Origin of the sequence: Chryseobacterium sp. HMWF035, from assembly GCF_003094695.1 — a bacterium.
GTDB classification, from domain to species: Bacteria; Bacteroidota; Bacteroidia; order Flavobacteriales; family Weeksellaceae; genus Chryseobacterium; species Chryseobacterium gambrini.
The window spans coordinates 1-23,438 of the sequence record NZ_QEHP01000066.1; the positions used below are offsets into that span (position 1 = coordinate 1).

The 23,438-nt window shown below is 36.1% G+C and carries 21 protein-coding genes and 1 pseudogene; 5 read left to right on the forward strand and 17 right to left on the reverse strand.

Annotation, left to right across the window (positions count from 1 at the left end; translation table 11 throughout):
* Positions 1-257 precede the first annotated feature (257 nt).
* Positions 258-1,460: an aminopeptidase C gene (locus DD829_RS10950; RefSeq protein ID WP_108411609.1), complete on the forward strand. Its 1,203-nt coding sequence runs from the start codon at positions 258-260 to the stop codon at positions 1,458-1,460.
* Positions 1,461-2,232: 772 nt separating this feature from the next.
* On the opposite strand, the gene DD829_RS10955 is transcribed toward DD829_RS10950, so the two are convergent.
* Positions 2,233-3,294, reverse strand: coding sequence for an NADH:flavin oxidoreductase (locus DD829_RS10955; protein ID WP_108411608.1), 1,062 nt, complete (start codon positions 3,292-3,294; stop codon positions 2,233-2,235).
* 381 nt (positions 3,295-3,675) lie between these two features.
* Here DD829_RS10955 and DD829_RS10960 point away from each other — a divergent pair, with 381 nt between their 5' ends.
* Positions 3,676-4,065, forward strand: a complete 390-nt coding sequence (locus DD829_RS10960; RefSeq protein ID WP_108411607.1) for a winged helix-turn-helix transcriptional regulator — start codon at positions 3,676-3,678, stop codon at positions 4,063-4,065.
* A gap of 94 nt (positions 4,066-4,159) precedes the next feature.
* On the opposite strand, the gene DD829_RS10965 is transcribed toward DD829_RS10960, so the two are convergent.
* The 3 genes from DD829_RS10965 to DD829_RS10975 form a co-directional block, all read right to left on the reverse strand.
* Positions 4,160-4,579 carry a hypothetical protein gene (locus DD829_RS10965; RefSeq protein ID WP_116547734.1) on the reverse strand — a complete coding sequence of 140 codons (420 nt, stop codon included), beginning with the start codon at positions 4,577-4,579 and terminating at the stop codon, positions 4,160-4,162.
* A 123-nt stretch (positions 4,580-4,702) separates the two neighbouring features.
* Positions 4,703-5,437 (reverse strand): class I SAM-dependent methyltransferase, encoded by a 735-nt coding sequence (locus DD829_RS10970; protein WP_108410352.1) that lies wholly within the window; start codon positions 5,435-5,437, stop codon positions 4,703-4,705.
* Between the two features lie 87 nt (positions 5,438-5,524).
* On the reverse strand, positions 5,525-7,957 hold the full coding sequence (locus DD829_RS10975) for a thiamine pyrophosphate-dependent enzyme (RefSeq protein WP_108410353.1): 2,433 nt from the start codon (positions 7,955-7,957) through the stop codon (positions 5,525-5,527).
* Between the two features lie 134 nt (positions 7,958-8,091).
* Between DD829_RS10975 and DD829_RS10980 the strand changes: the two genes are divergently transcribed.
* On the forward strand, positions 8,092-8,388 hold the full coding sequence (locus DD829_RS10980) for a hypothetical protein (protein ID WP_228408169.1): 297 nt from the start codon (positions 8,092-8,094) through the stop codon (positions 8,386-8,388).
* A 185-nt stretch (positions 8,389-8,573) separates the two neighbouring features.
* Positions 8,574-9,389 carry a hypothetical protein gene (locus DD829_RS10985; protein WP_116547735.1) on the forward strand — a complete coding sequence of 272 codons (816 nt, stop codon included), beginning with the start codon at positions 8,574-8,576 and terminating at the stop codon, positions 9,387-9,389.
* A gap of 64 nt (positions 9,390-9,453) precedes the next feature.
* Here the strand turns inward: DD829_RS10985 and DD829_RS10990 are convergent, their stop codons facing one another.
* From DD829_RS10990 to queA, 7 genes and pseudogenes are all read right to left on the reverse strand, one after another.
* Positions 9,454-10,431, reverse strand: coding sequence for a polyprenyl synthetase family protein (locus DD829_RS10990; protein WP_108408807.1), 978 nt, complete (start codon positions 10,429-10,431; stop codon positions 9,454-9,456).
* A 69-nt stretch (positions 10,432-10,500) separates the two neighbouring features.
* On the reverse strand, positions 10,501-11,379 hold the full coding sequence (locus DD829_RS10995; RefSeq protein WP_108408808.1) for a hypothetical protein: 879 nt from the start codon (positions 11,377-11,379) through the stop codon (positions 10,501-10,503).
* Between the two features lie 452 nt (positions 11,380-11,831).
* The gene (locus tag DD829_RS11000) at positions 11,832-12,770 is read right to left on the reverse strand and encodes a sterol desaturase family protein (RefSeq protein ID WP_108408809.1); all 939 of its coding nucleotides are present in this window, start codon (positions 12,768-12,770) and stop codon (positions 11,832-11,834) included.
* 77 nt (positions 12,771-12,847) lie between these two features.
* Positions 12,848-13,882 (reverse strand): 23S rRNA (adenine(2503)-C(2))-methyltransferase RlmN, encoded by a 1,035-nt coding sequence (rlmN, locus tag DD829_RS11005; protein ID WP_076394960.1) that lies wholly within the window; start codon positions 13,880-13,882, stop codon positions 12,848-12,850.
* Positions 13,883-13,924: 42 nt separating this feature from the next.
* Positions 13,925-14,005: pseudogene (locus tag DD829_RS24315) on the reverse strand (hypothetical protein); the annotation flags it as partial.
* Positions 14,006-14,057: 52 nt separating this feature from the next.
* Complete coding sequence (locus DD829_RS24320; protein WP_262497950.1) at positions 14,058-14,273, reverse strand: four helix bundle protein; 216 nt, start codon at positions 14,271-14,273, stop codon at positions 14,058-14,060.
* 50 nt (positions 14,274-14,323) lie between these two features.
* Positions 14,324-15,373, reverse strand: coding sequence for a tRNA preQ1(34) S-adenosylmethionine ribosyltransferase-isomerase QueA (queA, locus tag DD829_RS11015; protein WP_076394958.1), 1,050 nt, complete (start codon positions 15,371-15,373; stop codon positions 14,324-14,326).
* Between the two features lie 201 nt (positions 15,374-15,574).
* Between queA and DD829_RS11020 the strand changes: the two genes are divergently transcribed.
* Positions 15,575-16,267 (forward strand): AIM24 family protein, encoded by a 693-nt coding sequence (locus DD829_RS11020; RefSeq protein WP_076394991.1) that lies wholly within the window; start codon positions 15,575-15,577, stop codon positions 16,265-16,267.
* Positions 16,268-16,290: 23 nt separating this feature from the next.
* On the opposite strand, the gene DD829_RS11025 is transcribed toward DD829_RS11020, so the two are convergent.
* The 6 genes from DD829_RS11025 to DD829_RS11050 form a co-directional block, all read right to left on the reverse strand.
* Complete coding sequence (locus DD829_RS11025) at positions 16,291-16,992, reverse strand: hypothetical protein (RefSeq protein WP_116547736.1); 702 nt, start codon at positions 16,990-16,992, stop codon at positions 16,291-16,293.
* Complete coding sequence (locus DD829_RS11030; protein ID WP_108411596.1) at positions 16,965-17,453, reverse strand: DNA-deoxyinosine glycosylase; 489 nt, start codon at positions 17,451-17,453, stop codon at positions 16,965-16,967. The genes DD829_RS11025 and DD829_RS11030 overlap by 28 nt, the downstream gene beginning before the upstream one ends.
* Before the next feature lie 461 nt (positions 17,454-17,914).
* The gene (locus tag DD829_RS11035) at positions 17,915-19,909 is read right to left on the reverse strand and encodes a S9 family peptidase (RefSeq protein WP_108410096.1); all 1,995 of its coding nucleotides are present in this window, start codon (positions 19,907-19,909) and stop codon (positions 17,915-17,917) included.
* Between the two features lie 156 nt (positions 19,910-20,065).
* On the reverse strand, positions 20,066-20,410 hold the full coding sequence (locus tag DD829_RS11040; protein ID WP_076394950.1) for a phage holin family protein: 345 nt from the start codon (positions 20,408-20,410) through the stop codon (positions 20,066-20,068).
* Between the two features lie 65 nt (positions 20,411-20,475).
* On the reverse strand, positions 20,476-20,898 hold the full coding sequence (locus DD829_RS11045; protein WP_076394948.1) for a PaaI family thioesterase: 423 nt from the start codon (positions 20,896-20,898) through the stop codon (positions 20,476-20,478).
* Between the two features lie 270 nt (positions 20,899-21,168).
* Entirely contained in the window at positions 21,169-23,295 is a 2,127-nt protein-coding gene (locus DD829_RS11050; RefSeq protein ID WP_108410095.1) for a type IA DNA topoisomerase, read from the reverse strand.
* Positions 23,296-23,438: the final 143 nt, after the last annotated feature.

The following is a 23,438-nucleotide window of genomic DNA, read 5'->3' on the forward strand; positions in this document are numbered from 1 at the left end:
ATGATTACAGCTGTATTAATCATTTTTGCAGGAGGAAATCCAGACAAAGTTTTCAAAACATAAAAGAGGTCGGATTTCTTCCGACCATGACTAGCGGCAAAGCCGCCGCCGAAACCTCAAAAAAGCGAGTAGCGAAAGCACGAAACAGCTCCTGATAAAAAACTTTTTTATCTGAAAACCGAAGATTCGATTTAACCTTTGTCTTTGTAACAAATCTGTAATATGAACGACTATTCGTATAAATAATCTTTTTAGTAATGAAAAATTCAAAATTTGTGTCATTACTTTTTGTTTTGTCTGCAGGAAGTATGATGTTTGCACAGGATGACTTAATCAACAAGTTAAAAAACAACCAATCCCAGAATGCCAATTTCCAGTTTACCACGCTGAAAGATATAGGTGCGACTTCGGTAAAAAACCAGGGTTCTTCGGGAACCTGCTGGAGCTATTCCGGAAATTCTTTCCTTGAGTCTGAAATGCAGAGAATGGGCAAAAAACCGGTTGATCTGGCGGAAATCTACACTGCAAGAAATTCTTACCACGATAAAGCCAAATTATATGTTCTGAATAACGGTGCCATCAGTTGGGGAGACGGCGGAGAACTGCACGACGTGATTAATATGTATAAAAAATACGGAGCGGTTCCACAGGATGTTTACACAGGGCTGAAACAAGGGCAGAGTTTAAATAATTTCTCTGAAATGCAAGGAAAATTAAAGCCTGTTCTGGACAGTTTGGTTCAGGCTGGTTCCAAAGGAAAACTGACGGACAACTGGATGTCTTCCGTTGATGCTATTTTGGATGAATATCTTGGAAAAGTTCCTGCCAACTTTACATATGAAGGGAAATCTTACACGCCACAAACTTTTGCGAAAGAGGTTGTAGGAATCAATCCGGAAGATTATGTAGAACTTTCTTCTTATAAGGATTATCCGTATTATCAGAAATTTGTAGTTCCGATTCCTGATAACTGGAGCCATGATTCTGACTGGAATGTACCGATGAAAGATTTAACTTCAATTATTGATAATGCTGTAAATAAAGGATATTCTGTAGGTTGGGCAACGGATGTTTCTGAGCCTTATTTCTCTTACAAAAACGGAGTTGCTTATGTTCCGGACATGGATCTGGATCAGATCACAAAAGAAAACAAAGGAACTCTGTTCACAGAACCTAAAAAAGATAAGATCATTACCGAAGATATGCGTCAGAAGGCTTTGAATAATCTTTCTACGACGGACGACCACGGAATGCACATCGTAGGACTGGCAAAAGATCAGTCGGGGAAAGAATATTATATGGTTAAAAATTCATGGGGTGTTACCAATGATTTTGAAGGGTATATTTATGTAACAAGACCTTATGTAGAATACAAATCGACAGCAATTCTGGTTCATAAGGATGCGCTTCCGAAATCAATTAAAAAGCAACTGAAGCCAACAAAAAATATTGGGCTGTAAATCTGATCACTTTTGTCATTATTGATGACAATTTTAGATATTTAAATCTGTTAAAAAACCGTTCTCATTTTTTGGGAACGGTTTTATTTTGTCTATTATTTACAATCTACAGTAGCATGAATGACTCTGAAGCATTTGCGCTTAGATACTTTCAGGGTGACAAGTTGCATGATTATCATCTCCCGCAGATTTTGCAAATTTAGCAGATGATTATGTGGGAAAAATCTGCATAATCTAAACAATCTGCGAGAAACCAAAAAATAAAATAACTTTCTGAACAATTGAACGATGATTTATTTACAGTATGTTTTTTCATATTGAAAGCATCTAAACAAAGTTTTCAATGCATTGTTGAGCCCCTTAAAGGATGACAAACTGTATGATTATCATCTCCTGCAGATTTTGCAAATTTAGCAGACGATTAAATGGGAAAAATCTGCATAATCTGAACAATCTGCGAGAAACAAAAAAATAAAATAACTTTCTGAACAATTAAAGAGGTCATTTATTTACAGTATGTTTTGTCATGCTGAAAGCATCTAAACAAAGTTTTCAATGTATCGTTGAGATCCTTTCAGGATGACAATTATTCTGATATTGATGATGATTTAAATTCATTAGAAAACCGCTTCAGGAGAGATCCTGAAGCGGTTTCGTTTAAAATAATTGATAGGTAAAATTATGTAGAAAGTGAATAGTTAATTCGCTTTGCTGGTTAATGAATGGTTCAATAAGAATTGACAGCAAAGCAATTCACCATTGACTTTTGACTTTAATAAAGTGTTGCCATGCTTTCGGCTTTGAAATCCTGAAGTTCGTCCATTTTTCCTTCTTTCACTTTCTTCACCCATTCAGGATCCTGTAAAAGCGCACGACCAACCGCAACCAGATCGAAATCTCCTCTTTCCAGCCTTTTCGTAAGTTCAGTTAAATCTGCTTTTTCAGTTCCCTGCCCTCCGAAAGCCGCCATAAAATCTCCTTCAAGACCTACAGAACCTACGGTAATGGTTGGCTGTCCCGTGATTTTTTTTGCCCATCCTGCAAAATTAAGATCAGAACCTTCGAATTCGGCTTCCCAGAAGCGTCTTTGCGAACAATGGAAAATATCAACTCCTGCTTCTTTTAAAGGCAATAACCATTCTTCCATTTCTTCCGGTGTATTGGCTAATTTTACAGAATAATCCTGCTGTTTCCATTGAGAAAGACGAATAATAATCGTGAAATCTTCACCAACCGCCGCTCTGATTGCTTTAACCACATCAACCGCAAATCTGCTTCTCTCTTTCAGGGTTTTACCTCCGTACTCATCAGTTCTTGTATTGGTTACATCCCAGAAAAACTGGTCGATAAGATAACCGTGAGCTCCGTGAATTTCCACTACATCAAATCCTAAGTCTTTTGCAGATTTTGCAGAAGCGGCAAACTGAGCAATGGTATCCTGAATGTCTTCCAACGTCATGGCAGAAGCTTTTTCCATCTCAATAGAAGGATAATCCGCAGAACTTCTTGTGTCTCCGACGTGCCAGATTTGAGGTCCCATTTTTCCTCCGTTTTCATGAACTGCATCGATTACGTTTTTCCAGCCGTTCAGCGCTTCAGTTCCGTAAAAATCTGGGATATTCTGCATATTTTTGGATGCAGGTCTGTTGATTACGGTTCCTTCCGAAAGAATCAATCCCACATCTGAAGCCGCTCTTCTTGCATAATAATCTGTGATTTGCTGCGTAGGAACTCCGTTATCGGATTGTGCTCTCGTCATCGGAGCCATTACGATTCTATTTTTAAGTTCTAAATTCTTGTATTTAAAAGGTTGAAATAATGATTCTGTGCTCATTTTTAACTTACTATTTTATAATTGTTACACAAAGTAACTAATAATAGTTCATATTTGTATCTTTTGAATTGAAAAAAGTAGTAACTTTGCAGTAACATACATTAGTAACTTTAAAGTAACAGATGAGCTCTTTACATACGGGTTGGGTTTTAATTTTTATTTGACCACAAACCGAAAGTTCGACAGAGTAAAAAGGAACACAAGATAAGCGTATGCTTTATTGTAAAGTTTATTCATAAAAATGCATAAGGTATATAAGCTTAAATCCTTTGTAAACTCTTATAAGCAAAGCGCCTTTGTGAAGCTTAAGACAGTTAGAAGAGAGAAATTCTTGTGAACTTCGTGTTCAACAATACGAGTAAAAATTAGAAATACACCTTTATGAAAAAGAACGAATTAATGCAATACAGTTGTCCTTTGGGAAAAGCAATGTCTGCTTTGGGAAGCAAATGGAAACCGATCATTGTATTAGTGATTAAAGACCGTAAATTGCGTTTCGGAGAATTGGCAGCAAGAATCAATGTGATCTCCAGAAAAGTTCTGACCGACCAGTTGAGAGAAATGGAATCGGACGGATTGGTAATTCGTGAAGAGTTTAAAGAAATTCCTCCAAGAGTTGAGTATTCACTCACAGAAAAAGGATTGGCGCTATTGCCAATTTTGTATCAACTGGAAGAATGGGAAACGAAATATCATGTGTATGATCCTGAGAAAGAGAAGGATTGTAAAATGATTTTGGAGGGAAAAAAAGTTCAGAAGAGTGTTTTTTAACAGGTTTTATTTTCTTCGTCTTTTATTCTTTGATCTTTTATATTTTCATTTCATTAAATTTATTAGACCTAAGGTATCTACAAATTATCATTTTTTATAAATCTTTGTTATTAAGAATTTTATAAACTAAAAGATACGCTTCGTCATCATATTCAACTTTTTCAATTAATACGTTTTTACTTATAAATAATGAAAACAAGTGTACTCCTTCTGATTCTCTTTCAACAACTAGATTAATTAAATCACCATCATTATTTATTTCATGATTTTGAATTTTAAATTTTTTAGATACTAATGGTTTATTAGAATTATCAAGATTTGTTATTGTTATTAAAGAAAGATCTTTTGTTATTTCAATCATATTTAATTCTTCAGTTTCTGCTACTGGTCCAAGAGTCTTCTCTGTCTTAGGATCATATTTAATTATCCCTAAACTTTTAGATAATAAACTAAATTGCTGTGCTGAAAAAAAAATTGTTATAAAAAAAAATAAAAATGTAAAAGTATTTTTCATCTTATACAATATTAATTAATATTGGTGTTAAATAAAACAAATTTACAATATATAATTTTAAACTATACTACCGTCATTCCTTATTATAAAAACTCGCCTCCAAAATAAAGCGGTATTAAAATTTCACTTTTTTACAATCAACATATTAGCAAAAGGCGTAATTTTCTTATTTTCAATAATCTCCAAGCCCGCTTCAGAAATAGCTCTCTTCCATTGCTTTTGACTTAAAAAATGAAAAGCTCCGATATTAAAGAAAAGAAAATTTGTCAGATCTCTAAATTGTTCTGAAACAATGATTACACCATCATCTTTTAAAATTCTCTTCGCTTCTTTGAAAAATAAAACTCTTTGGTCGTGATCTAAAATTTCGTGAAGTGCAGTTATAGCAAGAATTACATCCTGAGATTGATTTTCAAAAGGAAGATGATCCGGTTTAATTTTTATTTCCTTCGGATTGGGTGGAAATACTTTCTTTGAAGTTTCGATTCCTTTTTCCTGTTCGTGACGATTTCCAAAAATATCACAAACCGTTAAATTCAAATCCGGATATTTTTCTTCCAATCGTTTTGACAAAGGATCAAAGCTTGCGTGAACTAAAATTGCATTTTCTGTTTTATTCCAATCTACAATTCCTTTTAACTTCTTTAATTCGTACAAATCTGAATGATCATATAAAATGTAAGAAGCGAGAAGTGATGCAAAAATATTTATTATGATAAGTGCGCTTAAAATTCTTAACATTAAAATAACCGGAGTTGAATTAATCCAAAATGATAATGCACAAAGAAGAATCGAAACAATAAACCCAAGTACTATTTTTTGATAATTAAAGAAGACAACAAGTTTTGTAATTTTCATAAATAGGCTTTAAAATCTAATTTACAAATTCCTAACAAAAAACCGCTTCCAAAAAGAAAGCGGTTTCAAAATTATCTAAAATCCCAATTAAAATATCGCTGGATATTTCTGAGGATTTGTTTCGTTAAACATCGCATAGATTTTTTCAACCATATCATCCGCAGAAGGTTTGCTGAAATAATCTCCGTCACTTGCGTAAGCCGGTCTGTGATCGTTTGCAGAAATTGTTAATGGATCAGAATCCAGGAATCTGAACGCTTTTTGTTTTTCTAAAATCTGCTGAAGGATAAACGCTGAGGTTCCTCCTTCCACATCTTCGTCGATTACGACTAATCGGCTTGTTTTCTTTACAGATTCTGCAATCTCATGTGTTAAATCGAAAGGAATTAATGACTGAACATCAATGACTTCCGCAGAAATTCCTAATTTTTCAAGCTCTTCCGCTGCTTCCATTACAATTCTCCATGTAGAACCATAAGTAACCAAAGTAACGTCTTTTCCTTCTTTTGTCACCTCGATTTTTCCGACAGGAACAGTGAATTCACCTAAATTATCCGGTTGTTTTTCTTTCAATCTGTACCCATTTAAACATTCAACGATTACAGCCGGATCATCGCTCTGAAGCATGGTATTGTAGAATCCGGCAGCTTTGGTTAGGTTTCTCGGAACCAATACCAGAATTCCCTTAGAAAGATTAAGAATTCCTGCCATCGGAGAACCTGAATGCCAAACTCCTTCCAGTCTGTGACCTCTTGTTCTGATGATAACCGGCGATTTCTGCCCTCCTTTTGTTCTGTACTGAACGGTTGCCAAATCGTCGCTCATTCCCTGTAAACAGTACAAAATATAATCAAGATACTGGATTTCGGCAATTGGTCTTAAACCTCTCATTGCCATTCCGATTCCCTGTCCTAAAATGGTTGCTTCACGGATTCCAGTATCGGCAACACGAACATCACCGTATTTTTCCTGCATTCCTTCCAACCCTTGGTTTACGTCACCGATGTTTCCGGCATCTTCACCAAAGACTAAAGTTTCAGGATATTTTTCGAATATTTTATCGAAATTGTTTCTTACCACTACTCTTCCGTCCACATCTTCAGAAGCATCGGAATAAATGGGCTTAATTTCTTTTACGTTTTCTGCTTTCCACTGAGACTGAGAGTATAAGTGAGAAGAATAATTGTCTTTTTCAACTTCAAAAATCTCGTTGTATTTCTGCATCAGTTGGTTTCTTTCTGCAGAATGGGTTCCTCTCGTTGCCAGTAAAGATTTTCTCACCAAATGGAAAACATCTTTCTTCGCTTTTGAAACCAGTTTATTGAAGTGAGTAATATAATTCTCGATTTCAGCGTTTTGCCCTTTAAGATTTTCTACCAAAGGTAAAACGGAACCGATTAAATCTGTAATTGTTTTCTGATAATTTTCCCAAGCCTGTTTCTGACCTGTTTTTACCGTTTTTTTAGCTTCATTATCAATAGCATCCAGCTCTTCTGCTGTTGCCAGAACTTCTTCTTTTCCTTCAATTTCGATAGAATAGTTTAAAATCCATTCTCTGAATTTCACCAAGCCGTCAAACTGAGATTCCCAAGACAGACGTTCTTCATTTTTATACCTTTCATGAGATCCTGAAGTGGAGTGACCTTGAGGCTGTGTAACTTCAATCACATGAACCACTACCGGAACGCTTTCTACTCTTGCAAACTGTTCTGCTCTAGCATAAGCATCCAAAAGCGCAGGATAATCCCAAGCTTTTACCTGAATGATTTCACACCCCTGATTTTCTCCTTCTTTTCTCTGAAAACCGCTCAGCATTTCAGCGATATCGGCTTTTGCTCTCTGATTTTTGGTAGGAACAGAAATTCCGTACCCGTCGTCCCAGATCGAAACTACCATTGGAACCTGAAGCGCACAAGCCGCATTCAGTGTTTCCCAGAAATGACCTTCTGCTGTAGAAGCATCCCCGATTGTTCCGAAAGCAATCTCATTTCCCTCTCTGGAAAACTTTTCAGAGCCTTCGAATTTTACGGTTTTATAAATTTTAGAAGCCTGAGCCAATCCTAATAATCTCGGCATCTGTCCCGCAGTAGGAGAAATGTCGGAAGAAATATTTTTCTGAGCCGTTAAATCTTTCCAGCTTCCGTCTTCATTTAAACTTCTTGTTGCAAAGTGACCGTTCATCTGTCTTCCGGCTGAAGCAGGTTCTCTTTCCACGCTTGTATCTGCATACAATTGTGCAAAAAAACTTTCAACAGTCAACGCATTTACAGCCAATGCAAAGGTCTGATCTCTGTAATATCCCGAACGGAAGTCTCCATCTCTGAAAACTTTCGCCATTGCAAGCTGAGGAAGCTCTTTTCCGTCCCCAAAAATACCAAACTTAGCTTTTCCCGTAAGAACTTCTCTTCTTCCCAAATAGGACATTTCACGAGAAATCCTTCCTAATTTATAATCTTCAAGTATCTGATTTTTAAAATCTTGAAAGGAAATTTGCTGTGTTTCAATATAGGTTGTCTGCATAGCCAAATATTAAATATTTTTATTTTGAAGTATTTTGCTAATATACACTTTTTAAATTAATTTTAATTTTTAATAATCTTTTTTAAAAATTTGATAATAAAATAAATTGTGTTTATATTGGAATAAATTTGTAAATGATGGAGAAAAAATCGTCTCATATCCTTAATGCATCGAGTAATCTTCTGGGGTTTTCTCTGGTCATTATCACTTCTTTAAAGATATCAAAAATCAGCCACAGTACGCATTTGGACGAGTTTGCCGGAGTTGCCTGTCTCTTTTTTGCCTTCAGTTCCTTTTTTTCTTTCCTCGCGATAAGATCGAAGCATGAAAGACGTTCTTTCAGATTTGAAACTATTGCGGATTATTTATTTTTAATCGCTTTATTTTGCATTGTTCTGGCTGTAATTATTGTCACAGTGAAAATAATTTAACTTTCATTTAAAAAACAAATATTCAATTATAAATAAATTTAAATCAATAATAAATAAATATTTTTATTAAAAATGATAAAAATAAATATTATATATAAAAAATAAACTATTTTAACTAAAATTTAATAAATAAATCGGCATGAATTTTGAGTTTATTGTGAAAAAAATTCACAAATTTTAAAATCATGAAAAACAAATTATCTCAGGTAATTAAAGTATTACTATTTGTTATAATTCCGCTATCAAATTACGCTCAGGTAGGTGTTAATACAAGCAATCCTCAAACTACTTTTCACGTAGACGGAAGTAAAGATAATGCTGCTTCAGGTGCGCCTACCGCCACACAGCAGTCCAACGATTTTGCCGTAACCAGTTCAGGAAACGTAGGAATAGCGACGGTAAGCCCCAGTGAAAAACTGGATGTAGCAACAGGAAATGTAAGAGTTCGTACCATTAATTCCAATGCAGGTGTTCCCGGAACAGATAAATATGTAGTTGCAGATGGGAACGGTGTTTTAAAGACAATAAATTTTACCACTACAGATCTTTTTCATGCGCGTTTATCTGCCGATCAGACCGCCAACAGCGGCGTGATTGCAACTTTACTTTTTGCGGCTCCTTTAGTAACGTCAACGTATTATTCTTACAATTCAACTACCGGAACACTTACTTTTAACCAGGCAGGAAACTATATTGTTACGTTTCAGGCAAGTTTTGGGAATGTTACTGCCGGAACACAACTTGTTTTGGGGGTAAGACCTGTTCCGGACAGCAATTATCTTGCAAGGGGAAGCCATTACGCGGGAGCGGATACTCCTACCCTCACTGCCACTGTAAGGATTGGAGAACTTATGAACTACACGACGATGCTTGTTGTACCGAGTGCAGGATATCAGGTGCGTTTTACGGCAGCTCCTAATCAAAACTGTACGGTTTTAGCTTCGGAAACAGGAAGTACAGGAAGTGGTAACGTCACCAATATTACGATTCAGAAGATTTAATAACAATAAGAAATCGGAATGCATGAGCGTTCCGATTTTTTTATTCTGAAAAATTTATATCTGTTTAAAACTTTCTTTCAATGACATAATCCAGCATAATTCGCAATGATTTTTTTGCTTCAGAATCGGGAAATTCGTTCAGAATATCAATTGCTTTCTGCTGAAAGTCTTTCATTATGGTAATGGCATACTCCAGACCTCCGGAACTTTTAACAAAATTAATCAGCTCTTTTACGCGTTTCTGATCGTTGTTGTAACGCTTAATCGTATTGAAATAATATTTTCGGTCTTTTTCGTTTGCTATTTTTAAAGTATGAATCAAAGGCAGCGTCATTTTCTGCTCTTTGATATCAATTCCTACCGGCTTTCCGATAACGTTTGAAGTTAAATAATCAAAAAGGTCGTCTTTGATCTGGAAAGCCATTCCGGTATAGGTTCCGAAATCCATCATTTTTTTAGCCAGAACTTCGTCTGCATTATTCGACAAAACGCCGATTTCGCAGCATGCAGCAATTAAAGTCGCTGTTTTCTGACGGATGATTTCATAATAAACCTCTTCTGTAATATCCAGTTTTCTGGCTTTCTCCAACTGAAGAAGCTCTCCTTCGGACATTTCGCGGATGGTTCTTGAAATAACACCTAATAAATCGTAGTCTTTATGATCTGTGGATAATAAAACCGATTTAGATAAAAGATAATCTCCAACCAAAACAGCAATCTTGTTTTTCCACAACGCATTGATTGAAAAGAAATTGCGCCGTTTAAAACTTTCATCCACCACATCATCATGCACCAGAGTTGCCGTGTGAATCAGCTCGATCATGGAAGCTCCACGATACGTTTTTTCGTTGACGTCGCCGACTAATTTTGCACAAAGAAAGACAAACATCGGACGCATCTGCTTTCCTTTTGTGGTAACGATAAAACGAGTGACTTTATCTAGTAAAGGTACTTTGCTCTGCATGGATTCATAAAACTTCTGCTCGAAAAGTTTCATTTCCTCATTGATCGGTCGCTTGATTTCTTCAACGGTGTTCGCCACAATCTTTGAATAAGAGATAAATTATTAATTCCCACAAAGATAATTTTTTTCGGGCAATTTTAAGGGAAATTAATCTTTGAGTTTATCTATCGGAATAAAATAAAGGCTTTGTTTTCCTCCGCCAATCGGAGAATGAAACTTTTCACCCGAAATATAGATTCCTGTTTCATCAACGGCAATTCCTTCAATTTGTCCAATAGATAAAGCGCTTCCGAGATAATAATGTTTGGGATTTTTTTTGAAAAAAATTCCCGGCTCTGCTTCATCAAAAATATCTAAAAACACTTCTGTCTTCTTGGTATAGCCTATTAAATAGAGTTTTTTATTAAAATAAGAAGCGTCTGTTATTATAAAACCAGTCTTGTAATTTTCTGTTTTCTGTGCTTTTTGCTTTTCTGAAATTTCAGGATCGATAATATAATGTGTAGTTGATTTTGAACCCCATTCTTTTGTAAAGAGATGAATTTTACCATTTAAATAAATCATCGCTTCCGCATCGAAATCTGTTTCGGAATATTTCGGAATAAATTCCTGCTGTTCGGGATATTCGAAGGAAATTACTTTTACAGAATCGTTATTTAATGTATTATTTTCAAAAGGAACTTTATAAATTTCGAGATCTTTTCTTGTTCCGCCGTTGTTTCCGAAATCTCCAATGTAAAAGTTTTTACCGTCGTTTGTAAGTGCTTCCCAATCTTTATTTTTAGCGTTGATTTGTACGGTGCTGATAATTTTTCCTGTTTTTTTATCCAATTCGAAAAGTTCGGGGGAATTTCCGCTGTCGTTAAAAGTATACAGTTTTCCGTTGATTAGGCTCAGCCCTGAAGTTTCTTTCACTTTATCATCCAAATAATTGACTCTGTACTTTCTGATTTTGAACAGATCCGCCTGTTGGGAAAATGAGACTGTTGAAACGGTAATGGCAAATATGATGAAAAGCTTTTTCATGCGGTAAAAATATTTATTTAAACACAAATGGCACTAATTTTCACACTAATTTCACTACTTTTTATACAAACTTAGAGGTTCCTCTGTCATTCTGACGAAGGAAGAATCTATTTATAACAGATAGATCGCAAAAGTTTTATTTAAATACTTTATGCTTTTAATTTCGCAAAGGCAACTTATTTAAACTAATTTCAGAATAAAACTGCAAAAGGGACAAAAGACAATGATAAAGCGAATTTCCAGAATAATAAAAGCGCTCAAAAGAATAAAAATCAAAGATTTTTAAAAACTACTGTGATCTTCTTATTTATAATCATCAAAATCTAAATAACCGTTTAGTTCATCTTTGCGGTTAAATAAAAAGTTTAAACAGACTTAAGATTATATTTAAATCCAAATAATTAAAATATTTGTGAAATACGTGTAAAATTTGTGTTGTCTGCGTTTAAAAACTAAGCAGATTTCTTCTGAACCTGATCTTTATTTTTATTTTTTCTTGCCCAGTAATCTTTTTGATATTGTCTCACGGTTTTTCCGGTTCCGTCGTGTCGCCATCCCGGAGAATTAAAAATATAATTGATACGATCTGAAAATTTCAGTCCCGGCTGTTTAATATCTTTCCATATTTTTCTCCATTCGTACAGAAGAACCGTATCGGGTTTATTATCCGGCATTTTTGGATAAATTCCATATTTCACAGGAACATTGGGGTCTTCTTTTTCAAAAGTTCCGAAAATTTTATCCCAGATAATAAGACACATTCCCATATTTCTGTCAAGATATTTGATGTTGCACGCATGATGAACACGGTGATGAGAAGGCGTTACCAAAATATACTCAAGGAAGCCCATGCTTTTCACAGTCTGGGTGTGAACCCACGTTCCATATACCTGACCGATTGCATACACCACCATAATGTGCCATGGATTGAATCCTAAAAAAGCCAGTGGCGAAAAGTATAAATACCGGTAAAGCGGCTGTAAAACCGGACTTCTGAAACCTGTTGTTAAATTGAAATATTCTGAGTTGTGGTGCGTGATATGAACCGCCCAGAATGCTCTGGAATGATGATCTACATAATGGAGAACATAATATGCAAAATCCGTTACCACAAAGCAAATCAGCCAGTACCAGATCGTAAAATCCCACGAGAAAAATCTAAGATTGTAAAAGAAGAACATGACTCCCATTGCAAAAGCCTTCATCAATAAATCCAGTCCGAAATTCATTAATGCCAGAAAAACGCTCGTTGCCACATCTTTTTTATCGTATAATTTAGCCTCCGAAACGTGACTGTAAATCATTTCGGCTAAAATAACGGTTGCATGAACAGGAATAGACCATGAATAGACACTTTCCAATCCATTTTCATCCATAAAGTAATCCATCATCACTTTTAAAATTTGTGGTACAAAGTTATGATTTTAGGAAAGCGTTAAGAAAATTTTTTAATTTTTTTAATAAAATTTTAATCCGCAGATTTATTGGCAAGCTGTCCGCAGGCTGCATCGATGTCTCCGCCACGGCTTTTTCTTACTACGCAGACAATTCCTGCATTTTCCAACTGACGGATATAATTTTCTTCTGCCTGTTTGTTGCACTGGTCATATTTTCCGTCACCAATAGGATTGTACTGAATTAAATTAACTTTAGAAGGAACCTGTTTGCAGTATTTAATCAGAGCTTTGATATCTTCATCACCGTCATTAATGTCCTTCCAGACACAGTATTCGAAAGTGATGACAGAGCCTGTTTTTTTATACCAGTACTGAAGAGATTCCATGATTTCCGTTAGAGGAAATTTATCGGAAAAAGGCATGATCTCGTTACGCTTCGCTTCAATGGCAGAGTGAAGAGACAAAGCCAGTTTCACTTTCAGTTCTTCGTCAGCGAGCATTTTAATCATCTTCGGAATTCCTGAAGTGGAAACGGTAATTCTTCTGGGAGACATTCCCAAACCTTCCGGCTGGGTAATTTTGCGGATTGCTTCCACCACGTTTTTGTAATTCATCATCGGCTCTCCCATTCCCATAAAAACAATATTGGAAAGCGGTCTGTCGAAATACATTTTACTCTGGCTGTCGATTAAAGCAACCTGATCCACGATCTCAGCAACTTCAAGATTTCTCATTCTTTTGAGTCTTGCGGTTGCACAAAATTCGCAGTTTAATGAACATCCTACCTGTGAAGAAACGCAGGCTGTCGTTCTGGTTTCTGTAGGAATAAGAACAGATTCCACCAATAAGCCGTCGTGCAATTTCACTCCGTTTTTAATGGTGCCGTCTGTACTTTTCTGAAGCTGATCCACAGAAACAGGATTGATGGTATATTCTTCGGCGATTCTCTCACGAAGAGGTTTTGAAAGATTCGTCATTTCATCAATCGAGTGAAGATTTTTACTCCACAACCAGTCATAAACCTGCTTCGCACGAAACGGCTTTTCTCCCAAAGAAACAAAATATTCTTTGAGCTGGTCCAGTGATAAAGTTCTGATGTCTTTCATATTTATTTAAAGAGCCAAGTTAAAAGTAAAAATTAAAAAGTTTTACAGCTTTGTATTATTAACTATTGCAGCTAAAATATTTTTCAATTCAGCACTTTCATTTAATAAAGTTTTAAATTCTTCCGAATCATATCCGTCTAGTTGTTCTAAAACCCGAAGCCAGAAATTACTTTCTCTAGCTTCTTCTTAAAGCAATTTTTACTTTATTTTTAAAATCAGCTTTAGAAGATCCTGCTTGTGACTCTTCATAATTAGCACCTATTGATGTTGCCGCTTTTCCAAGTTGAAATCTGATTAATTTACTTTCAGGATCATTTGGCAGTGATCTTAAAAACTTAAGACAGCTCACCCCAAACGTAAAAGTCCTTGTAAGTAAATCATTCTGTAGCATTCTGACCTATAACTTTTTACCTTTAACTTGGCTCTTTTTACTTTATTTTGTTACAAAATTAACATTGCATCTCCGTAAGAGTAGAATTTGTATTTCTCTTTTACGGCTTCTTCGTAGGCGTGCATTATGAAATCTCTTCCTGCAAATGCTGCAATCATCATAATTAATGTAGATTTTGGCGTGTGGAAGTTGGTGATCATACAGTTTGCCACTCCGAAATCGTGTGGAGGATAAATGAATTTATTGGTCCATCCGTGGAAAGCAGAGATTTTTTTATTTGAAGAAACAGAAGTTTCTAAAGTTCTCATCGTAGTCGTTCCAACGGCACAAACTCTTCTGTTCGCATCAACAGCGTTGTTGATGATCTGAGCGTTTTTCTCATCAATAAAGATTTCCTCAGATTCCATTTTGTGCTTAGAAAGATCTTCTACCTCAATTGGGTTAAAAGTTCCCAAACCAACGTGAAGTGTAACCTCAGCAAAGTCGATTCCTTTGATTTCCAATCTCTTCATCAAATGTCTTGAGAAGTGAAGACCTGCAGTAGGTGCTGCAACCGCGCCTTCTACTTTCGCATAAATCGTCTGATATCTTTCAGCATCTTCCGGCTCAACGTCTCTCTTGATGTATTTCGGAAGCGGAGTTTCTCCCAATTCCTTTAATTTAGCTCTGAATTCTTCGTAAGAACCGTCGAATAAGAATCTTAAAGTTCTTCCTCTTGAAGTGGTGTTATCAATTACTTCAGCAACCAAAGACTCATCTTCTGTGAAGAATAATTTATTTCCGATTCTGATTTTTCTTGCCGGATCTACTAAAACGTCCCAAACACGAGTTTCCTTATCAAGCTCTCTCAAAAGGAAAACTTCAATCTTAGCTCCTGTTTTTTCTTTATTTCCGTATAAACGTGCAGGAAAAACTTTAGTATTGTTGAAGATAAAAAGATCTCCTTCGTCGAAATAATCAACCACATCTTTGAACAGTTTATGCTGAATCGTTTCAGTTTTTCTGTCTAAAACCATTAATCTGGCTTCGTCTCTGTGTTCTGATGGGTGTTCTGCCAATAATTCCGCAGGAAGATCAAAATTAAAATCTGATGTTTTCATTTTTTAAATTACGGTTTAAAAATTTATTGAAATTACAAGGTGTAATTTTCGGAGTGCAAATATACGACATTCGATACCCCTTTGTCAAGTAATATTTAAACAGATGTTAAATAAAATTTTTCGTGAAATAAAAAACCGTGATTTTCCGATATTTTTTAAGCCATAAAAAAGCTATTTTTGAGAACATTAAAAATTTACACTATGAGCAAATATTCGATTGAATCTTTTGTGAACGAAACGAAAGAAAATCCAATGGAAAGAGATTATTTCGAGCTGGAAAAACCCTCTCTTCTGGAGATCAACCTCAACAACCAGTCTGTCTGGACGAAAGCAGGAAGCATGGTTGGCTACATCGGAAACGTTAATTTCGAAAGACAGGGAATGCTTTCCGGAGGAATCGGAAATTTATTGAAAAAAGCGATCAGCGGCGAAGGCGCAAAATTGATGAAAGCCGAAGGAACCGGAAAACTGTACGTCGCGGATTCAGGTAAAAAAGTCCGTATTCTTTATCTAAATAATGAAGCGGTCTGCGTAAACGGAAACGATGTTTTAGCGCATGAACAAAGCATTAAAAGCGATATTACCATGCTAAAAAGTATTGCAGGGGTAATGTCGGGCGGACTTTTTCAGGTAAAGCTTTCAGGAACAGGACACATTGCTATTACCACTCACGGTGAGCCTTTAACGTTACTGGTAACTCCGGATGCGCCGGTTTTCACAGATCCGAATGCAACCGTTGCATGGTCCGGAAACCTTTCTCCTGAACTGAAAACCAACGTTTCTTTCAAAAGTCTGATTGGAAGAGGAAGCGGTGAAGAATTCCAGATGAAGTTTTCGGGGAATGGATGGGTTCTGATTCAGCCTTATGAGGAGGTTTACAGAATTGAGAAGTAATAACTTGTTTTTTGGGGAATAGATCAGTTTTGAAATTCCCCAAAAACATTATATTCTTTAATAATTAATTCTTTGGGTAGTTTTAAAGAAAAATCTACGTTTGTGATTTTTAGAGAACTATCGTAAGAATAACCTGTTGAATGATAATCAACCTGTAATCTTTTTACCACATAATTTGAATTCGGATCTAAAAATGCTCTCACATTTTTCTGTATTTCGTCAGTTTTACCATGATCAATGCCCAATTCAAGATAATCAAATGTTGATTTTTCTAAAGATACCAATACTGAAAATCTCTTCTTAGTCTTCTTTTCATTTTTATAGCCAATAATCTGATATTGTAAAGAATCCATTTTTTTTATCTCTAAAATATCGCCATTGGCAATATCTTTATGTTTATCCTTACTAAAATCATTAGTATACATATATTCAAAAGTTACAAAATCTTTAGATGGTATCACTTTAAACACATGTCTTAAGTTCTTGTTTTTATCATAGATTATTCCTTTAAATTGGTCATTAAACCTGTCTATATTCAAATGAATTTTATTTGTAGAATCATAAAAAGCGGTAGAAACTGACTTTTCTTTATCAGGCTTAATTTGAGTTGTCTGACTTTCTATCGAATAATCAAAATGATATTCCTGTGAAAAAATAGTAGTGAAAATTAAGGTCAGAAATAATGGTAATAGTTTTTTCATAAATGCATTTTTATCTTCTTCCATTCCTCCAGTTTCTTTTCAAAAGAAACCGTATGAAGCGGGCTTGTAGAAGGCAGTAAAAATACAGGTATTTTGTAATTTTTCCCTAAAATTTTCTGCAAATTTTTATACGATTTTCCGCCATTGCAAAATATGGCTTTAATATTCGGATGATCTTCCAGAAGCTCTTCAATCTGATTGGCTTCTTCATTTTTTATTTCAGAATCGAGGCTTCCTTTTCTTTCGCAGGAATCGATAACGTCCCAAAGTGCGATATTGTGTTTCTTTAAAAGGTTGATTCTTTCCGCATAATCTTCTGTAAATTCTTCGTTGAGCAATTCAAAAATAATTTTCCAGAATTTGTTTTGGGGATGTCCGTAATATTGTTGTTTTTCTAACGATTTTACACCGGGAATTGATCCCAGAATGATGATTTTAGAATCGTTGTCGATGATTGGGGGAAAGGAAGATATTCTGTTTTGCATAAATCAAATTTATAGGTTTTTATTTTTTTTAACCCGATGATCGCTAAGATTTTCTTTTAAAACTTGTCTAAACTTTTTTACCGCAAAAGATGCAAAAGATTGTTACATTTTAGTTGTTTAAGTTTACTACTTAAATGGAAAAAAGAGCACATAAGTTTAAAAAAATCAAAGATTTTTTCTCTTTTCAGACTTTAGAAATACTTTAAAGAAATCCAATAAAGTCTTTTGTATCTTTTGCAGTTAAATTTAAAATGAGTTTAAACAAACTTTTAAATAAAACCGAATATTTTTCGTTCGCGATGACGTTTCACTCAGCAGATGAGCATATTTTCGAAAAACAAAAAACGGACTAAAAGCCCGTTTTCTGTTGATTTTTGTATCTGTTTAAACCACCCCGTCAAAAATTCTATGAATTTTTGCCACCCCTCCAAAGGAGGGGAATTCGGAAGGAAAGATTATATTTATAAAGTTTCTTTTAGCCAGTCGAAGAATTCTCTCTGCCAAACCAATCCGTTTTGTGGATGCAGCACCCAGTGATTTTCATTCGGGAAATAAACCAGTTTAGATTTTAAACCTCTCAGTTTTGCTGCCTGAAATGCTTCCTGACCCTGCTCGTAAGGAACACGGTAATCTATTCCGCCCTGAACGATCATCATCGGTTTGTTCCATTTATCAACAAAATTGCTTGGGTTGAATTCCGTATAAGCTTTTGGCTGTGGTTTTTCCCAAGGAGAACCTAAATCCCAGTTCGCAAACCAAAGTTCTTCCGTTGTTAAATACCATGATTTCATATCAAATAATCCATCGTGCGCGATGAACGTTTTGAATCTGTTTTCGTGAATTCCGGCTAACATAAATACGCTATATCCGCCATAACTTGCACCAACTGCTGCAACTCTGCTTCCGTCAACGTAAGGTAAAGTTTTCGCATAATCCGTTGCGGCAAGATAATCTCTCATTGGTTGTCCTCCCCAGTCTCTTGAGATTTCTTCATTCCATTTTGTTCCCCAACCCGGCATTCCTCTTCTGTTTGGTGCAACAACGATGTATCCGTTAGCTGCCATTAAAGCAAAGTTCCATCTTGTGCTGAAGAACTGTGTTAAGGCAGATTGCGGACCTCCCTGACAATAAACAAGGGTTGGATATTTTTTGTTTGGGTCAAAGTTTGGCGGATAATGGAACCACACTCCCATTTCTTTTCCGTCCGAAGTTTTCACCATTTTCAGTTCAGATTTTCCCTGAGCCAACTGTGCATACATTTCTTTATTGGCTTCCGTAACCTGCTTCATTTCTCCGTTTTTAAGGTTGACAGAGAAAATATCTGTGGCGTGATTGATATCGGTTCTTCCTACCAAAAGTGAAGTTTTCTGATCGGCAAAAATTTCATTCACATCAAAATCACCTTTTGTGATCTGCTGAACTTTAGCATTTTTAGGATCTAAAGAGAATAACTGCTTCGTTCCTCTGAAAGCTGCCGTGAAATAGATCATTTTTGAATCTCCGCTCCAGAAAACGTCTCCGGAAACACTTTCGTCCCAACTTTGAGTTAAGTTAATCGTTTTTCCGGATTTCCAATCCATGATTTTTACATCATTTTTATCGGCTTCATAACCGTCTCTTGCCATACTTTGCCACAAAAGTGATTTTCCATCCGGACTGAATTTCGGATTAACGTCGTATCCTTTATTGGATTCGGTTAAATTTTTTGTTGTTCCTGAAGCAAGATCGTATGCAAAAATATCTGTGTTTGTGCTTGTAGAGTATTCTTTGCCGCTTTTCGGTTTAGTTACATATAAAAGCTGTGCAGAATCCGGACTCCAGATGAAATCTTCTGCTCCGCCGAAAGGTCTTTGCGGAGAATCCCACATTTTTCCTTCCAGTAAATCTTTTGCAGAATCTGCTTTATCTGAAACATTTACCACGAAAACATGATTATATTTCCCTTCATTGAAATAATCCCAGTGTCTGTGATTCAGATCTGTATAAACTTGTGCCGTGGTTTTCGGAGTATCGGAATATTTGTCTTTTCCCATTACTTTTTCTACCAAAACCTGCTTGCTAAAGGCTATTTTTTTACCGTCAGGAGAAATAACAATGTTGTCTGCTTCACCAATGGTATAAAATTCCGTCCATGTTTTACCGTTGTCTTTTGAAAGAAAAATCTTATCGCCTTCCTGCGCGTACAATCCGTTTTTATCCCACTGAATCAGTGCTTTTTTGCCTAAATCAACTTTCACGGACTGATTGTTCAGAACATTCAGGAAATAGTTCTCGCTTTTTGTTTTTTCGGTTTTAAGATCGGTCTGTCCAATTTTGTAGATTAACGAGGACTGATCCTGAGAAACTGCCTGTACTCCAACTTTTTTCAAAGTCCATAAAATTTCAGGCGTCATTAGTTGTTGTGCATTCATTAAGAGCGGAGCTGCCAAAGCCAGCAGACTGTACTTAAGTTTCATATTAATTCATTTTTTATGACTTTATCATTCAATCCAATCATAAAGTCTTTATTTAATTCAAAGATTGCCAAAGTTAACTATTTTTAAAACACAAACGCGCACAAAAAATCGCCTGTCGTTTTAACAGGCGATTTTTATATCATTTTAAATTTTAAATTAATCTCCGTCCGAAAACATTGAGTTTGCCAGTGAGCTGACGATGGAAAGCAGGATGCTGAAAATAAGTGCCCACAAAAATCCGTCTACCATCATGCTGTCTATAAAATAATCCGCGATCAGGATTATAATTGCATTGATTACTAAAGTGAACAGCCCCAATGTAATAATCGTTAAAGGTAATCCCAAAATATTAAGAACAGGTTTCACAATTAAATTTAAAAGTCCTAAAACGATGGCAAAAATGATCGCTCCGCCAAATCCTGTAAAGTGTACTCCCGGTAAAATCCATGTTAAAAGATAAGCAACAATGGCCGTTACCAAAAGTCGAATAATTAAGTTCATAGTATGATTTTTTAATGTTGTTGATGCGTGTTCCTGTGCAAAAGCTATTCCACTTGTTTGAAAAATTATCTGATCTTCATCATCGTGACCAAGGATGTTGCAACGTGGCTTTCGGAAGCTCCGTCTTCATCAACCACATAAATTTCAGTGCGGATCACACTGATCTTTGAACCTCCTTTTATTACGTAGGATTTTGAAACTAAAGCGTCTCCGATGGCAGGTCTTAAATAATTGACTTTCAACTCAACGGTTACGACATAACAGTCTTCTTCGTAATGACTTACTGCCGCATAACCTGAAGAAACATCCACCAAAGAAGCAATCATGGCTCCGTTGAACATTCCCGCTTTTCTTGTCATGAGTTCCATTTTCGGGATTTTCATGGAAATGAAGTCGGTTTCCACTTCCAAAAGTTCGGCTTTGTAGAATTTTAATGTTTCGGAGCGGTTGAAACTGTCGGTGATGAGTTGTTTTTTATGGGGTGTCATTTTTTGTTTATAATTTGAACACAAGTTGCACAATTTTTTTTATAAATGCGAAAATATTATGTTTGCTTTTGATTTAAACACAAATGGCACGAGTAGATTTCACAAATGGCGCAAATATTTTAACCATGAACGATATTTGAGAGGTTAGAATTATTATGTTTTGGCTGAAGCCGTTGTTTTGGGTAAAATTTGAAAGCGGACTAAAGTCCGCTCCTATTGATGTTTCGTTGTGGTATTCGTGAAAATATTTGTGGTATTTGTGTTTAATCTTTAATTCAGAACAATCTGAAATTGCTCATCCATCGACAAAATACCTTCTGCCACACTTTCGGGATGGGTGGTGAAGCCTTTTAATTTTGAGGTTTTTCCTTTTAAGACCAGATCCATTAATTGCTTATCCGACAGTTTTTTTCCGAAGATTTCAAAGGAAACTTTAAAGCCGCAGTTTTTAAAATCGGAACATCCGACAGCGGTTTTTCCTTTCATTAAATGATGTTCTTTGCATTTCGGACATTTGGTTTCTTCCCACGACTGAAGTTCTTTTTTAACGGCAGGTTCACGTTTTTTCTTTTCTTTTATCTCCTCCACTTTTTCTTCTTCCAAAGAAATGACTTTCCCTTTTCCGTCGACTACTTTTTTAGTAAGCTCCGTCACCATCTGGATGAGCTCTTCCTTAAAATGATTGGCTTCATATTCACCTTTTTCAATTTTTCGGAGTTTCAGTTCCCATTCTCCGGTTAATTCGGGACTTTTCAGCAATTCATCTTCAATGGTGTCAATCAGTTGAATTCCGGTTTGGGTGGCGATAAGATTTTTTCTTTTCTTCTCGATATATTTCCGCTTGAAAAGGGTTTCGATAATATTGGCGCGGGTTGAAGGTCTTCCGATGCCGTTGTTTTTCAGGAGTTCGCGCAGTTCATCATCTTCCACCTGTTTTCCTGCGGTTTCCATAGCTCTCAGCAAAGTTGCTTCCGTGTAAGGTTTTGGCGGGGTTGTTTTTCCCTGATGGATCATCGGATCATGCGGTCCGGTTTCTCCTACGGTAAATTCGGGAATGGTCTGTTCTTCTTCCTTTTCTTTTTCTTTATCGTTGGGTTCTTCTTTCGGTTCTTTGGCGTAAACGGCTCTCCATCCAGGTTCCAACACCTGTCTTCCGCTGGTTTTGAAAGGAATGGTTCCTACTTTTCCTTCTACTAAAGTATTTGAAATTTTACACTCGGGATAAAATACGGCAATGAAACGTTTCGCAACCAGATCATAAACTAACTTTTCTTCCCTGCTTAAATTCTGGGAAGGCGGAACTTCTGTAGGAATGATCGCGTGGTGATCTGTTACTTTGGTATCATCAAAAACCGCTTTCGATTTGGGAATCGGAGCTTCCAGTAAAGGAGCGATAAGTTCCTGATAGAAATACATTTTCTTCAGAATTCCTTCTATTTTCGGATATAAACTTTCAGACAAATAGGTTGTATCCACACGCGGATAAGTAACGTGCTTTTTCTCGTAAAGACTCTGAATATAATTAAGCGTATTCTCCGCAGAATAGCCGTATTTTTTGTTGGCTTCCACCTGAAGTGCCGTTAAATCGAACAGTCTTGGATTTTTCTCTTTTCCTTCTTTAATTTCAAAGGATACGATTTCGAAAGGATTCTGTTTTAAATATTCCAGCCCTTTTTCTGCGCGTTCCAATGTTTTGAGACGGTCGATGGCGGCGTTAAAAATAACTTCGCGGTATTTGGTTTTCAGTTCCCAATATTCTTCAGTGTTAAAAGCATCAATTTCTTTCTGACGCTGAACGAGCATTGCCAAAGTGGGAGTCTGTACTCTTCCGATGGAAAGAACGGCTTTATTTCCGCCAAATTTTTTGGTGAAAAGTCTTGTTGCATTAATTCCCAGCAACCAGTCTCCGATCGCTCTTGCGTTTCCTGCGAGATAGAGATTTTTGTAATCTTCGGCAGGTTTTAGATTGGCAAAACCTTCTTTAATCGCTTCTTCGGTAAGGGATGAAATCCACAAACGCTGAATAGGCTTGTTGCATTTTGCTTTCTGTAAAACCCATCTCTGGATCAGTTCTCCTTCCTGACCGGCATCCCCGCAATTGATGACCTCATCACATTCTTCGACTAATCTTTCAATAACTTTAAACTGATTTTCAACGCCTTTGTTGGGGATTAATTTGATCCCGAAATTATTGGGAATAATGGGCAACAGAAACAGGTTCCATGATTTGTACTGCGGACCGTAATCGTGCGGTTCTTTAAGGGTGCAAAGATGCCCGAAAGTCCATGTCACACAATAGCCGTTTCCTTCCATATAGCCCTGTTTCGGCGTGGTGGCGCCCAACACTTTGGCGATATCTCTGGCAACACTGGGTTTTTCGGCAATACAAAGTTTCATGAATGTCTCGGAATTTTTTGGAGAGGGCAAAAATCGGGATTTTTTTTGGATTTTGCTAATTTGCGAATTGTTGGTTGAAAATAAGCTTGTCTGAACTTTTTTAAACGAAGGGTATTAATTAAATTTTTGAAAATAGATACGTC

Bases quoted from the DNA above. Each gene is read 5' to 3' on its own strand.
- DD829_RS10985 (WP_116547735.1), top strand. From the start codon at position 8,574: ATGAAAAACAAATTATCTCAGGTAATTAAAGTATTACTATTTGTTATA.
- DD829_RS10950 (WP_108411609.1), top strand. From the start codon at position 258: ATGAAAAATTCAAAATTTGTGTCATTACTTTTTGTTTTGTCTGCAGGA.
- DD829_RS10975 (WP_108410353.1), bottom strand. From the start codon at position 7,957: ATGCAGACAACCTATATTGAAACACAGCAAATTTCCTTTCAAGATTTT.
- rlmN (WP_076394960.1), bottom strand. From the start codon at position 13,882: ATGAAAGACATCAGAACTTTATCACTGGACCAGCTCAAAGAATATTTT.
- DD829_RS11025 (WP_116547736.1), bottom strand. From the start codon at position 16,992: ATGGAAGAAGATAAAAATGCATTTATGAAAAAACTATTACCATTATTT.
- DD829_RS10955 (WP_108411608.1), bottom strand. From the start codon at position 3,294: ATGAGCACAGAATCATTATTTCAACCTTTTAAATACAAGAATTTAGAA.
- DD829_RS10965 (WP_116547734.1), bottom strand. From the start codon at position 4,579: ATGAAAAATACTTTTACATTTTTATTTTTTTTTATAACAATTTTTTTT.
- DD829_RS11040 (WP_076394950.1), bottom strand. From the start codon at position 20,410: ATGAACTTAATTATTCGACTTTTGGTAACGGCCATTGTTGCTTATCTT.
- DD829_RS10960 (WP_108411607.1), top strand. From the start codon at position 3,676: ATGAAAAAGAACGAATTAATGCAATACAGTTGTCCTTTGGGAAAAGCA.
- DD829_RS11000 (WP_108408809.1), bottom strand. From the start codon at position 12,770: ATGATGGATTACTTTATGGATGAAAATGGATTGGAAAGTGTCTATTCA.
- DD829_RS11035 (WP_108410096.1), bottom strand. From the start codon at position 19,909: ATGAAACTTAAGTACAGTCTGCTGGCTTTGGCAGCTCCGCTCTTAATG.
- DD829_RS24320 (WP_262497950.1), bottom strand. From the start codon at position 14,273: ATGCTACAGAATGATTTACTTACAAGGACTTTTACGTTTGGGGTGAGC.
- queA (WP_076394958.1), bottom strand. From the start codon at position 15,373: ATGAAAACATCAGATTTTAATTTTGATCTTCCTGCGGAATTATTGGCA.
- DD829_RS10995 (WP_108408808.1), bottom strand. From the start codon at position 11,379: ATGAAAAAGCTTTTCATCATATTTGCCATTACCGTTTCAACAGTCTCA.
- DD829_RS11050 (WP_108410095.1), bottom strand. From the start codon at position 23,295: ATGAAACTTTGTATTGCCGAAAAACCCAGTGTTGCCAGAGATATCGCC.
- DD829_RS11030 (WP_108411596.1), bottom strand. From the start codon at position 17,453: ATGCAAAACAGAATATCTTCCTTTCCCCCAATCATCGACAACGATTCT.
- DD829_RS10980 (WP_228408169.1), top strand. From the start codon at position 8,092: ATGATGGAGAAAAAATCGTCTCATATCCTTAATGCATCGAGTAATCTT.
- DD829_RS11020 (WP_076394991.1), top strand. From the start codon at position 15,575: ATGAGCAAATATTCGATTGAATCTTTTGTGAACGAAACGAAAGAAAAT.
- DD829_RS11045 (WP_076394948.1), bottom strand. From the start codon at position 20,898: ATGACACCCCATAAAAAACAACTCATCACCGACAGTTTCAACCGCTCC.
- DD829_RS10970 (WP_108410352.1), bottom strand. From the start codon at position 5,437: ATGAAAATTACAAAACTTGTTGTCTTCTTTAATTATCAAAAAATAGTA.